Genomic DNA, 13993 nt, shown 5'->3' with positions numbered 1-13993 from the left:
CAACGTGGGTATCAAGGCCGATTCCAGAGGATAGACCTTCTGACCAAGAGCTGTTCGGAAAATTTTATGATCCAGAGATGGAAAATTAAATTTACATGTAGTGATATAACAAGAATGGTAAAAACATCTTTATTATTATGTAGGTGCTTATGTACTTATATAAAATAGCTAAACAGAAAGAAGGGGGATTTATATGATTGAGTTATTGGATAAAGGGGTTTATCTTTTACAAGGGCAGGTGATTTTGGAAGATGCCGATAAGCTAAGTTTAGAAGAGGTTAACAATCGTTTAAAGCATGAGGGACTAGAGCCGCTGCCAGCAGGTCGTATTGAAAGGGAACAGGCTCGTGCTGGTACCATCGCCTATACAATTCTTACGGATCATAATACAATAGATGACAAACAAAATCTAAAAATCAAATTTGATGCCATGGCTTCCCATGATATCACCTATGTGGGTATTACCCAGACAGCTTCTGCGAGTGGTATGAAGGAATTCCCTGTGCCTTATATTCTGACCAATTGCCACAATAGTCTATGTGCTGTTGGTGGAACAATCAATGAAGATGATCACGTTTTTGGTTTGTCAGCAGCTAGAAAATACGGGGGAATTTTCGTTCCAGCTCATCAAGCGGTGATTCACCAATATGTGAGAGAAATGATGGCCGGCTGCGGTAAAATGATCCTCGGCTCTGACAGTCACACTCGCTATGGTGCATTAGGAACAATAGCAATTGGTGAAGGCGGTGGAGAGCTTGCCAAGCAATTGGTGGAACGTACTTATGATATTGCCTACCCTGATGTAGTGGCGGTATATCTTGAAGGTTCTCCAGTGCCAGGCGTGGGACCACAAGATGTTGCCATTGCGATTATTAAGGCTGTCTTTAAAAATGGTTTTGTAAAAAATAAAGTCATGGAATTTGTAGGACCTGGTGTTAGCAATCTTACAGTAGATTATCGTAATGGAATTGATGTTATGACCACTGAAACGACCTGTTTAACATCAATTTGGCGCACAGATGAACAGGTGGAAGAATATTTTAAAATTCATGGTCGGTCTGAAGCATATCGCAGATTAGATACTAAAGCAGTGACTTACTACGATGGCTTGATTAAGGTAGATCTAAGCCGCATTCTGCCGATGATTGCACTGCCTTTCCATCCGAGCAACGCATGGACAATAGCTGAATTTAATGAAAATTCTCTTGCGATTTTACAACAAGTAGAAGAAGAAGGTCGCAAGCAAATTAGTAACCCGAATATAAAATTCAAATTGACAGATAAGTTAGTGAATGGTCGACTTAAAGTAGATCAGGCTGTAGTTGCTGGTTGTGCTGGCGGAACGTATGAAAATATTGTGGCTGTAGCTCAAATTCTTGGAGAAAAAGCCCTTGGAGATTTCTCTTTGAGTGTGTATCCATCGAGTCAACCTGTATTCTTTGAACTCATGAATAATCGTTCTATTGAAAAATTAACAATTGCAGGGGCTAGCATTCGATCTGCCTTCTGCGGACCTTGTTTTGGTGCTGGTGATGTTCCGGCCAATAATGCTCTTAGCATTCGTCACGCCACACGCAATTTCGTAAATCGTGAGGGGTCTAAGCCAGATAATGGTCAATTGTCCTCTGTGGCACTAATGGATGCTCGTTCCATTGCCGCTACGGCCTTGCATGATGGTGTATTAACTGCAGCTACTGATGTTGAAAAATTATTATCACCAACACCAGCATATAAATTCAACCAAGAAATATACAAAAACCGAGTATATCAAGGATTTGGTACTCCCCATCCTGAAGAAGAGTTAGTTTTTGGACCTGGCATTATCCCATGGCCTAAAATGCGTGAATTGACAGAAAACTTGTTGCTTAAAGTAGCCACAGTCATTCATGATCCAGTTACGACGACTGATGAATTGATACCTTCTGGTGAAACTTCATCGTATCGTTCCAATCCAATGCGACTTGCGGAGTTTACCTTATCTCGTAAAGACCCTTCTTATGTAGGCAGAGCGAAGGAAATTCAGGAAATTGAGTTAAAACGCCAAGCATTTCTAGCTGTGGGTAAAAATGTAAAAGGGATGGATGAACTATTCTTACCTTTATTAGAAAAAGGGCAGAGAACTCCAGAAGACATACAACAGTTAATCAGCAAAACAGGGCTTGGAAGCGTTGTCTTTGCAATCAAGCCTGGTGATGGTTCGGCTCGGGAGCAAGCAGCTTCTTGCCAGAAGGTTTTGGGTGGGGACGCGAATGTTGCTATTGAATATGCGACTAAAAGATACCGTAGTAATTTGATTAATTGGGGACTCGTGCCATTTACCATTAATGAAAGCGACAAGTCGAAGTTTGCTATTGATGATTACCTATACATTCCTGGAATTCGTGAGGCAGTGAAGAATGGTGCTGACAAAGTACAAGCCTATATTATTAACTCTGGTGGTAAGGCACCTATTGAATTGAAACTCGAAGGTCTCTCCCAAGATGAAAGAGATATCATTTTGGCCGGCTGCCTAATTAATTACTACGCTGAATAATGAATTAGAGATTACATATCAACACGTTCATTTTTATCTGACGGAGTTTTACTATCAAAAATATGAAGGAGAATTAACTATGACTAAAAAAATCAAAATGATTGCCCCCTTAGTAGAAATGGATGGGGATGAAATGACTAGGATTATCTGGAAAATGATAAAAGACATTCTGCTGACTCCATATATTGATTTGAAAACAGAATATTATGATCTGGGTCTTGAGTACAGAGATAAAACGAACGATAAGGTAACCGAAGAATCAGCACTAGCTATAAAAAAATATGGAGTTGGCGTTAAGTGCGCAACGATTACTCCAAATGCAGACCGCGTGAAAGAATATAAATTGAAACAGATGTGGAAAAGTCCAAATGGTACAATTCGTTCGATTCTAGATGGAACCGTTTTTAGAACTCCTCTCATTGTTGATAGTATTAAACCTTTTGTCAAACCATGGACTAAACCGATTACGATTGCCAGACATGCTTATGGTGATATCTATAAGAATGTTGAACATCGGTTTACTGGCAAGGGCAAAGCGGAACTTGTCTTCACTAGTGAATCTGGTGAAGTTACCTCAAAAGTGATCCATGAGTTTAAAGGGGCTGGTGTACTTATGGGGATTCACAATCTTGATGCCTCAATAGAAAACTTTGCAAGAGCTTGCTTCAATTATGCTTTAGATCAAAAACAAGATCTGTGGTTTTCAGCCAAAGATACAATTTCCAAAACATATGATCATACCTTCAAAGATATTTTTCAAGAAATTTTTGATAAAGACTTCAAAGAAAAATTTGCAGCAGCAAAAATTGAGTATTTTTATACACTGATTGATGATGTTGTTGCGAGAATTATGCGTTCTGAAGGTGGAATTATTTGGGCATGCAAAAATTATGATGGTGATGTAATGTCAGATATGGTTGCAAGTGCATTTGGCAGCTTAGCAATGATGACTTCTGTTCTTGTATCTCCAGATGGTGATTACGAATATGAAGCGGCTCACGGTACAGTACAAAGACATTACTACAAACATCTCAAAGGGGAAGAAACATCTACCAACTCAATGGCTACACTCTTTGCATGGACAGGAGCCTTGAAAAAACGCGGAGAACTTGATGGAATCAATGAGTTAGTTGATTTTGCTGCTAAACTGGAAAAAGCTGCAATTCAAACAATCGAAGAAGGCGTAATCACAAAAGATTTAGCAGAGCTTTCTGAAGTCAAGGAGAAAAAAGTTGTTAATACCGAAAATTTTTTGAAAGAAGTAAATATACGTCTTGCAGCAATATTATAGGGGATAAAATGTAGCTTAATGGTTAACAAATATAAAAAATGATGGTGTGGGGGGAGACTATGAGTTTACGTGATGAGGCATTGCATTACCATCGAAAACATACAGGTAAATTAGGTATGGTTGCCAAGGTGGAATTAAAAGATGGTTATGATCTTAGTTTGGCATATACACCAGGGGTAGCAGAACCATGTATGGAAATTCACAGAGATAAGGATTTATCATTTAAATATACATGCAGGGGTAATATGGTCGCAGTCATTACTGATGGAACTAGGGTGCTGGGGTTGGGGGATATTGGTCCAGAGGCGGCTATACCAGTAATGGAAGGGAAAGCTGTGCTATATAAAACCTTTGGTGATGTAGATGCAATACCCATTTCCCTTGATACTAAAGATGCAGGTGAATTTATTAAAGCAGTTCGGATGTTGCAGCCTAATTTTGCAGGAATCAATCTAGAAGATATTTCTTCGCCTAAGTGCTATGATATTGAAGATGCCCTCAAGGCACAAATGGATATACCTGTGTTTCATGATGATCAACATGGTACAGCCATTATTGCTGTAGCTGCTACAATTGGCGGACTTCGGCTTGTAAAAAAACGAATAGCTGAAGTGAAGATTGTGGTGAATGGTGCTGGTGCTGCTGGTACAGCCATTGTACAACTTTTACTTTATGCTGGTGCGAAGCATGTTACTATGATGAATTCCAAAGGTGCGATGTATGAAGGTATGGAAATGTCCCGCATTAACCGTGTTCAGGCTGCGCTTCTATCTAGAACTAATTTGGAAAAGAAGCAGGGCGGCTTAGCTGAGATAGCCGAAAGGGCAGATGTGTTGATTGGCGTATCCCAGCCAGGTGCATTTACAACAGAGATTGTTAAGAGTATGAATGCAGATTCTATCGTTTTTTCCCTGTGTAATCCTGATCCCGAAATCAATTATAACGACGCCAAGGCTATTGGGGTAAGAGTAGCTGGTACAGGACGTTCAGATTCTCCTAATCAAGTTAATAATGTGAGCGTTTTTCCCGGACTCTTTCGTGGAGCTATTGATGTTGCGGCTCGTCAAATTAATGAAGAAATGAAGTTGGCAGCTGTTTATGCAATTTCGGGAATCATTACAAATGAAGAATTAAGAGAAGATTATGTTGTGCCCAATGTTTTTGATAAAAGGGTTGCTCCAGCTGTAGCAGCCGCTGTAGCCCGAGCAGCGATAAAAACAGGAGTTGCCAGAACAATTATTGATCCTGAAGAAGTAAAGATCAACTCGATTTCCAGAATTAATATAGCTTAAAGTTGTGCCTCCTTTGTTAATGATTAGCAAAGGAGGCCTTTTGTTTGTTAATTGAGAACAAACTGATTTATAAAAAGTCAAATAAAATACACCCCTTGTTCAGAAATGGTAAAAGGAAGGTTACGAAAATCAACTACCATAATGAAAGAGATGCACCTTTGAGGTTAATCATTTTTAAATTGTTCATCTGGAATGTATTGATATTACTGCAGCAGCAGATGGTAAAAGGCTTATGTAAAGATTAGATACGAAAAAAGAAATATCCTATCAGCATGTTTCGCGGACAATGAGTTTGGGCTGTAGAATAATACGTTGTGGTTCCATGCTAAGACCTTCTATACGTTCATGCAAGAGGGTGGCAGCCCGCGCACCCATGAGCCGGGCAAAAGACGAAATGGTTGTTAGTTTAGGCGATAGCATGACCGCTTCTGGAATATCATCGAAGCCAACTATTCCTATATCACGCCCGGGGACAAGCCCCATTTCTTTTAGCTTCATCATAACCCCTAACGCAATTATATCATTATAACAGAAAACAGCGGTGGGAGGATCCGGAATACGCAGAATTTGTTGAATCAGCTCTACACCAGATTCTCTTGTTACAGGACCCTCTATTACTAATGAGGCATCAATGTTGATGCCTGCTTTGTGATGAGCATTGTCATACCCTTGTTTTCGTTCCTGCCAAGAGGTAATTTGGGAGGGACCACCTAAAAAAGCAATCCGGCGATGTCCTTTTTGTATCAGATGATCTACAGCCAATTGTCCGCCCATCACATTATCCATACCTACATAATCGCAGTTGGCTCCTGGGACTTTTCTGCCTAATAAAACTACCGGGATACCCCACGATAGTATTTGCTCGATGACTTCACTTTTACTTCCAGGAACAGCGAATAAAATAATTCCACCAACTCTGTGTTCTAGCATGGTTGAAAGAAGGCGGCTTTGTGTATCATAAGAATTGAAAGTAGTGCCTAAAATGACAGTCTGACCACATTTAGTCAATTCTTGGTGAATGCCTATTAGTAATTCCGAATAGAATGGATTAGCCAAATCCATAATAATTAGACCAACTGTTGAGGAGGATTTTGAACGAAGATTAGCGGCAACACGGTCATAAATATAACCCAAATCCTGGATGGACTTCAAAACTTTTTCTCGTGTTGCCTCAGAAATGTTTTTACTGCCGCGTACAACTAAAGAGGCAGTCGCTCGGGATACACCGGCATGTTTTGCGACTTGTAGTAAGGTAACATGTTTATGTTGAGTCATATCTGATAACCACCTGTACTAATATTTTCCTAAGATAGTCAGCTAATTTAATTGCAGTTTAATATGGGGAATTTATCCGAAAATCATTATTGCATAAGCAATTATATTGTATGGTAAGACTTAGTAGATGTCAATGAAGAGTAAATCTACTAACTGTACAGTAGGGGGGACATTATTATAAAGACCGATCAAAGGAAAGAAGAGGTCAACTAGCATAATTGCTAACTGATCTCCTCTTTTAATAATTTGTTAATTTTCTATGCCTACCCGTTTAATTTCACCTACAATAAAGAGATAAGAGAAAGCGCCTAGTAAGGCAATAAAACTCATAAATACAAGAGCACCAGTAAAGGAACCAGTTGCTTGTACAATAAAGCCAATTGCGATTGGTGTAATGATACCAGACATATTAGCGCAGAAGTTAAATACGCCGCCCGCCAGCCCAACCAATTTAGGTGGCGCAACGTCACCAACAACAACCCAACCAATTGCGGCCATTCCTTGTGCAAAGAAAGCAATGGACATGATTGAAATGATAATATTAAAATCATTGGAGTAATTTGCAAGTACGATACAAGTACTCAGTAAGCCGCCTGTAACAATTGGAACTTTTCGTGCTGCTGATAATGAATACCCTTTCTTCAACATAGTATCAGACCAATAGCCGCCGATAAGAACACCAATAAATGCTGCAATGTAGGGGACAGACGCATAAAATCCTGCTTTTAACATTGGCATCTGTTTTTCTGTAACTAAGTATGTTGGGAACCAGGTTAAGAAGAAGTAAAGCGTAGAAGCAGTAGCGAATTGACCAATATAAATACCCCATAATTGACGATAGGAAGTGAGTGTGCGAAGATCAGACCACTGGAATTTTTCTGCTTTGCGGGCAGTTTCTCCGAGTCCACCGCCTTCACGGATTAAGTCTAATTCTGCTTGATTTACAGACTTGCTATCCTTTGGATCACGATAGTAGACATACCATACAAAACTAAATGCGATGCCAATAACGCCAGTAATATAGAAAATACTTGGCCAGCCCCATGTAGCGAGCAGCCAAAAGAGTACAGGCGTTAGAAAAGCCAAACCAACATATTCACCTGCCGTATATACTGCAGTTGCCATAGCGCGTTCTTCTTTCGGAAACCATGAGGCAACAACACGACTATTTGTTGGGAAAGCTGGAGCCTCAGCAAATCCAATGGCCAAACGAAGACCAAATAAAGAGGTAAAGCTTTTGCCAAAGCCCATTAAAAGAGTAAAGAAAGACCATAAACCGCACGACCAAAGATATGCAACTCTAGGTCCGACACGATCCAAAAAGGCTCCTCCAGGTATTTGCATGAACGCATAAGTCCAACCAAATGCAGAAAAGAGAAGACCCATAGTAGCCGCATCAAATCCTAATTCTGCCCTCATTGCTGGTGCAGCTACTGCCATGTTCGTACGATCAAGGTAATTGATCGCAGTTACAACAAATAAAAGTAAGAGAACTACATGGCGAGCACGCGTTGGTTTACTTGCTAATGAATTTGTTTTAAGATTTACGTTTCTTGATTCTAAAGTATTCATAAGCGTTCCTCCTGTGTTTTTTATTTTACACACGTGTATAAGGCTTAATTAGATCGATCTAATAAAAAGTATATTAACTTATTTTGCAATTGTCAATCGTTTTAGACTATTTAGATAATTTTAAAAATAATATTTTTATTACAGGATTATTCTGTAATAAAAAGAGAATATTGTATAAATTGGATTTTATAGATAAATTGGAAATATGATAGCTAAATCAGGTGGTATAAATAAAAAACCAGTCAGCTAATTGACTGGTTTTAAGTAAAACTATAAAGATGCGAAGCTCATAGGGGTTCTGCTTATAATATAATGGGATATATTATTTTAGCGTGCTTAACTTGTGAGAAGTCTGGCTAAGAACATAATTGATAAATGCTGTTACTGCTGGTGGCTGATACGATCGCTTAAGTACGGCTAAAGCAACATGTTTAATTATGGGCTTAGAGAGTCGGACAATAGCAATATTTGGTTGCTTCCGAGAAAGGACCATATCTAATGGAAAAAGGGCGATGCCCATTCCTACACCAACAAGAGCAAGGCTTGTCTCGCAATGGCTGCTTTGGCATACAATGTTAGGAGTAAAACCAGCATCGCGGCAGGCACTTGAGTAGATATTATAGATGCTCTCGTGAGGACTAGGAAAAATAAAATTTTCGTTAACTGCTTCCGCTAAATCAATAGTTCCTTTTTTCGCCAAAGCGTGGTCAGAAGATGTGATAAGGACAAATTCATCATTGGCCAATGGATAAAATTCAATATCATCAGTGGGGATTGCACTTGCAGGCGGAGTAAGAAGTGCAACATTAATTTCAGATGTGCGAAGGAGTTCAGCAAGCCGATGACTGCCACTTGTAACAATATTTAGGTATAACCCTTGATGGCTATTATGAAAAGAAGTAATAAGTGATACAAAATCGATACTTTCGAGAGTTGTAATTGCACCGATATTAATTGTGCCTTTTGTAAGTCCAACATGAGCCTGCATACATTGTTGCGCTGTTTCAATTTTAGATAGTATTTCTTGAGCATGGACTATAAACTCCGCTCCAGCAGTGGTTGGATGGACGGTTCGCGTTGTTCGATCAAATAATTTTACTCCTAGTTCAGTCTCGAGTTTAGTGATTTGCTGAGATAACGAGGATTGAGCTACACAAATTTCCTCTGCCGCATGGGTGAAATGCCGATGTTTTGCAACTTCAATAACATATTGTAATTGGTGTATCTCCATAATTAAACCTCTTTTGATCGTTAGTACCTATCAATCATATCATAATTATCGATTGAAAAGATATTGAATTTGATATAAAATTTAGAAAATTGATAGAATTTAAATGTATTGTATTAAGAGTATGATTTTGAAAGGAAGGGTGCAATATGAAGTGGCCTACCCACGTTACTATTTGTGAAGTAGGACTTAGAGATGGCTTACAAAACGAGAAGATGCTCTTAACTGTGGATCAAAAGATCGATCTATTAAAGCGGGAGCAAAAATTATTGAAGTCGGTTCTTTTGTTCGTCCTAAGGCAGTGCCTCAAATGGCGGACACTGATGAAGTTGTCAGGAGAATGAAACGAGTTGATGGGGTTGAGTATCGAGTATTAGTCATGAATTTGCGCGGCTTAGAACGTGCAAAAGCCGCTGGGATTACCAAAGCCAAGCTTACAGCATCTGCCAGTCGCGCTCATTCTCTTGCCAATATTAACAAAACTCCAGAAGAAGTGGTAAGAGGTTTTTCTGAATGTGCAGAGTTTGCGGCAGCGAATGGCATCGAGCTTTCTGGAGCGATTTCTACTGCCTTTGGCTGTTCCATGGAAGGCAGAGTTTCTTTGGAGCAGGTTTTGTCCGTAATTTCATGTTTCCGTGAAATTGGTGTGAAAGAATTGTCCTTATCTGATACCACAGGTATGGCAAATCCCGATCAGGTTTATGAATATAGTATAAAGGTGAAAAAACAATTCCCAGATGTAAACTGGTTTTTACACTTTCACAATACGAGAGGAATGGGACTTGCTAATGTTATTGCTGGGATGATGGCTGGTATCGATAGGTATGATGCATGTTTTGCAGGATTAGGTGGTTGTCCCTTTGCTCCTGGTGCATCAGGAAATATTGCCACTGAAGATTTAATTCATATGTGCCATGAGATGGGTATTCAGACTGGATACGATTTGGACGCGGTTTTATCGATTGGACGCTCAATACAACAAATGATAGGTCATGACACGGCAAGCTTCATTCTTAAGGCTGGTAAATGTAGTGACATAGTATATTCGCCAAAAGAGAAAAAGAATTGAGTAGGAAAGATATGAAGGATTATCCAACAACGTTCAATATTGAGCAAACGCTCAGTGAAGATTTAGACATAGTTTTTTCCGTATTTATAAAAAATGATAGGAGATGAGTACAATGCTCGAATTATATTTGAATAATCCCAGTGATTTGGTGCTGCGTGAAGCGAAAGCCTTGCCGCCGATTGCCGAGGATGAAGTGAAGCTTAAAATAGTTTATGGAGGGATTTGTGGGTCAGATCTTAAGGTGTATAAAGGTTTGATTAGTTATGCTGCCTATCCTCTTCGTCCTGGTCATGAGGTCTTAGGGAAGATTATTGAAGCTGGAAAAAATGTGCCTCATAAAGTGGGAGCTCGAGTTGTAGTTTTCCCAAATACATTTTGCGGAACCTGTGAATATTGTGCCCAAGGAAAAACCAATATCTGCACATTGAAACAACCGATTGGTGTATCTTCTGATGGTGTATTTGCCCAAGAGGTTATTATTGAATCTAAATATATAGTTCCTGTACCTGACGGAATCGATGATGAAAGAGCTGTATTAATTGAACCCTTTGCTGTTACTGTTCATGCTCTCAAAAAGGCGAATATTCAAAAAGGAAATTCAGTGGCCATTGTTGGATGCGGAACGGAAGGCCTATTCTCAGTAGCCTTAGCAAATAAGTTTGGGGCCAATATTACTGTAATTGATATTAATCCTACAAAATTGGCTATCGCCCGACGTTTGGGTGAAAATGTACGGACAGTGCATCCCAAGGATATTAAAGATGAATTATTTGATGTGGTTATCGAAGCCGCTGGAGTGCCAGAATCCATTGAACAATCTATGAATATTGTAAAACCTGGCGGCACTATTGTTGCAATTGGTATAACCTGTGATCCGGTTAATTATCCGGCACTGAAAATTGTGCGCAGTGAAGTAACCATTTATGGCAGCATAATTTACACACTTAAAGATTTTGCTGAAGCCATCGAATACCTTAAAGATTCTACCTTTGATCTATCGCCTGTCTTATCGAAAATTGTTCCCTACACTGAATTTCATCAAGCTTTTGAAGATGCACTTAGTGGTAATTTTGCTAAAATAGCACTTAAATTTTGAGGAGGATGGACATGAAAGAACTAATATCGAAACAACTAGTGACGTATTTAGAAAACAGAGGAGTAGAGCATATCTTCGGTCTTTGTGGTCATACTGTGATTGCCTTTTTAGCAGAACTAGAAAAAAGTACAAAAATAAAATTTATTAATGTACGTCATGAACAAATAGCCTCTCATGCAGCTGATGGTTATGCCCGAGTAAAAAAGCAAGCCTCGGTTGTTCTCAGCCATCTAGGACCAGGTCTAACGAATGCAGCAACCGGAGTAGCCAATGCCGCTCTTGATTCGATACCCATGGTTGTGATTGCCGGCGATGTTCCCAGCCATTATTATGGCAAACATCCTCACCAAGAAGTCAATTTACATGCGGATGCTGCCCAGAATGAGATCTATCGTCCCTTTGTAAAACGAGCTTGGCGGGTAGATATTCCTGAACTGTTTCCGGAAATCATGGAAAAAGCATTTGCGTTAGCCGAATCTGGCAGGCCAGGGCCTGTACTAGTATCCGTACCCATGGATATGTTCTCGAAAGAGATTGATACTGCACTGTTTGAAAAGACATATTACAATACAAAAACGATTTCCAAGCCATCCATTGATGATGAAACAGCAGCCCAGATCATTGAAACCTTAGTGAAGGCTAAAAACCCTGTGATCTATGCTGGTGGCGGGATAATCTTAGCCAATGCATCAAAAGAATTGAGTGAATTTGCTGAATTCTTAAGTATTCCTGTGGCTCATTCTCTGATGGGAAAAGGTGTCCTATCGGATGAACATCCACTAATCCTTGGAATGACAGGATTCTGGGGAACGAAGTTTATCAATGATCAATGTAAAAATGCAGATTATATCTTAGGTTTAGGCACTAGCTTTAAGGAAGCTGACTGCAGCTCTTGGTATCCTGAATACACCTTTAGTTTCCCCCCGACCAAGTTGATTCAAATTGATATTGATCCTAGTGAAATCGGTCGGAATTACCCTGTGGAAATTGGTGCTGCTGCTGATTTGAAGCAGGCATTGAAGGTTCTGAATCGGGTTGCCAAAAAGCTGTATCCAAGTGGTAAGAAAAATGATGTGCTGCGAAAAGAAATCATTGGGAATCGTCAAAGTTCTCAAGCTGGGAATGTAGAGTTGCAGCAAAGCAGCGCCTTCCCAATGAGTCCACAACGTATTTTAGCGGATGTTCGCGAGGTTCTGCCGCGAGATGCTTATATTACAACCGATGTTGGCTGGAATAAGAATGGTGTTGGTCAACAATTTCCCATTTATGAACCTGGTACGATTTTAACTCCTGGAGGATTGGCTACGATGGGCTTTGGGGCGCCAGCGGCTTTAGGAGCAAAAGTGGCAGATCCTAAGCGAGTTGTAGTTTCCTTAGTGGGTGATGGTGGTTTTGGTCAAAATCCGGCAGTATTGGCTACCGCTGCCATCGATAACATCGCTGTGATCTTCGTAATCATGAATAATGGCGCTTTCGGTACCATTGCCGGCTTAGAGAAAGCACATTATGACACCACCTTTGGAACCATCTTTGAAAAAGATGGCAAACCATACTCACCAGATTATGCTGCGATCGCTCGTGCCTATGGAGTAGAGGGAATCAAAATTACAGCAGCCGATGAATTCAAACCAGCTCTCAAACGGGCCATTGAATTAAACAAACCTGTTGTAATTGACGCAGCGATGATCAATAATCCGGTTCCAACTGCTGGACATTGGAACATCATGGATATCTATTCTCCAGGTAAAAAAGTGCATCATGTAAGTACGAATTAAAGTGCGAATTCATTTTAGAAAGTATTGATCGTAATTGCTAGAGAAAAAAGGAGAAATCGAAAATGCCCAGACAATTTTCGTTAGCCTATCTAACGGTACTTGGCTGCCCACCTCCTGAAATGACGTATATCGCAGGGCGATCCGGCTATGATTTTGTGAGTCTCAGACCTATTTATATGGGACTTCCTGGTGAACCCAACTATGCATTGGCTGAAAATAAGGAACTATATCGCCAAACGAAAAAAGCACTTTCAGATACAGGCGTGAAGCTCCTTGACATTGAATTGGCCCGCATTCACGATGATGTCGATGTAAAGCAATACCTGCCTGCTATGGAAGTAGCGGCTGAATTGGGTGGCAGTGCAGTTTTATCTAGTATCTGGACTTCGGACCGCAATTATTACATAGAACGCTTTGCCGAACTATGCGATTATGCCAAACCCCTTGGTCTTACCGTCAATCTTGAGTACGTTCCGATTGCCAGCGTATCGAACCTTGCTGGAGCAATCGACGTTCTTCGTACTGTAAAGCGTAAGAATGCAGGTCTTATGATTGATACACATCATTTTCATCGTGCCGGAGACAAAGTTGAGGATTTAGATGAGGTACCGCGGGAATGGTTTCACTTTGCACATCTTTGTGATGCACCAGCAGAAATTCCAACAGAGAAAGAAGAGATGACTCGTATCCTTCGTGAGGCACGCTTGTATTGCGGTGAAGGTGGCATTGATATTGCGAGTATCATGAATCGAATGCCCGAGGTTCCATATTCGATTGAATTGCCACACGTTGTACGAGTGAAGGAAATTGGTTATATGGAACATGCATACCGCTGCTTAGAACATGCAAAAACATATTTTGC

11 protein-coding genes are annotated in these 13993 nt (G+C 40.1%); 8 read left to right on the top strand and 3 right to left on the bottom strand.

Annotated elements, in window-relative coordinates; translation table 11 throughout:
* The first annotated feature begins 193 nt into the window (after positions 1 to 193).
* The 3 genes from LMF89_RS23665 to LMF89_RS23655 all read left to right on the top strand — a co-directional run bounded on the left by LMF89_RS23665 (position 194) and on the right by LMF89_RS23655 (position 5116).
* Positions 194 to 2533 carry a hydratase gene (locus tag LMF89_RS23665; protein WP_229537278.1) on the top strand — a complete coding sequence of 780 codons (2340 nt, stop codon included), beginning with the start codon at positions 194 to 196 and terminating at the stop codon, positions 2531 to 2533.
* 79 nt (positions 2534 to 2612) lie between these two features.
* The gene (locus LMF89_RS23660; protein WP_229537276.1) at positions 2613 to 3824 is read left to right on the top strand and encodes an NADP-dependent isocitrate dehydrogenase; all 1212 of its coding nucleotides are present in this window, start codon (positions 2613 to 2615) and stop codon (positions 3822 to 3824) included.
* Between the two features lie 59 nt (positions 3825 to 3883).
* On the top strand, positions 3884 to 5116 hold the full coding sequence (locus LMF89_RS23655; protein ID WP_229537275.1) for an NAD(P)-dependent malic enzyme: 1233 nt from the start codon (positions 3884 to 3886) through the stop codon (positions 5114 to 5116).
* A gap of 267 nt (positions 5117 to 5383) precedes the next feature.
* Here LMF89_RS23655 and LMF89_RS23650 read toward each other — a convergent pair whose 3' ends face one another.
* From LMF89_RS23650 to LMF89_RS23640, 3 genes are all read right to left on the bottom strand, one after another.
* Positions 5384 to 6391 carry a LacI family DNA-binding transcriptional regulator gene (locus LMF89_RS23650; RefSeq protein WP_229537273.1) on the bottom strand — a complete coding sequence of 336 codons (1008 nt, stop codon included), beginning with the start codon at positions 6389 to 6391 and terminating at the stop codon, positions 5384 to 5386.
* A 249-nt stretch (positions 6392 to 6640) separates the two neighbouring features.
* A complete protein-coding gene (locus LMF89_RS23645; RefSeq protein WP_229537272.1) occupies positions 6641 to 7963 on the bottom strand; it encodes an MFS transporter in 1323 nt (440 codons plus the stop codon).
* Positions 7964 to 8285: 322 nt separating this feature from the next.
* Positions 8286 to 9194, bottom strand: coding sequence for a LysR family transcriptional regulator (locus tag LMF89_RS23640; RefSeq protein WP_229537271.1), 909 nt, complete (start codon positions 9192 to 9194; stop codon positions 8286 to 8288).
* A 146-nt stretch (positions 9195 to 9340) separates the two neighbouring features.
* Between LMF89_RS23640 and LMF89_RS23635 the strand changes: the two genes are divergently transcribed.
* The 5 genes from LMF89_RS23635 to LMF89_RS23615 form a co-directional block, all read left to right on the top strand.
* Complete coding sequence (locus LMF89_RS23635) at positions 9341 to 9535, top strand: hypothetical protein (RefSeq protein WP_229537270.1); 195 nt, start codon at positions 9341 to 9343, stop codon at positions 9533 to 9535.
* Complete coding sequence (locus tag LMF89_RS23630) at positions 9502 to 10260, top strand: hydroxymethylglutaryl-CoA lyase (RefSeq protein WP_229537269.1); 759 nt, start codon at positions 9502 to 9504, stop codon at positions 10258 to 10260. The genes LMF89_RS23635 and LMF89_RS23630 overlap by 34 nt, the downstream gene beginning before the upstream one ends.
* Positions 10261 to 10372: 112 nt before the next feature.
* Positions 10373 to 11356 carry a zinc-dependent alcohol dehydrogenase gene (locus tag LMF89_RS23625; RefSeq protein ID WP_229537265.1) on the top strand — a complete coding sequence of 328 codons (984 nt, stop codon included), beginning with the start codon at positions 10373 to 10375 and terminating at the stop codon, positions 11354 to 11356.
* Between the two features lie 11 nt (positions 11357 to 11367).
* Positions 11368 to 13131: a thiamine pyrophosphate-binding protein gene (locus tag LMF89_RS23620; protein ID WP_229537263.1), complete on the top strand. Its 1764-nt coding sequence runs from the start codon at positions 11368 to 11370 to the stop codon at positions 13129 to 13131.
* 62 nt (positions 13132 to 13193) lie between these two features.
* On the top strand, positions 13194 to 13993 hold an 800-nt coding region (locus LMF89_RS23615), incomplete at its 3' end, for a sugar phosphate isomerase/epimerase family protein (protein ID WP_229537262.1).

Source organism: Pelosinus baikalensis (assembly GCF_020819555.1).
GTDB lineage: Bacteria > Bacillota > Negativicutes > DSM-13327 > DSM-13327 > Pelosinus > Pelosinus baikalensis.
The sequence above is the reverse complement of the archived record's forward strand: the minus strand, read 5'-3'. Positions and strand labels throughout refer to the sequence as shown.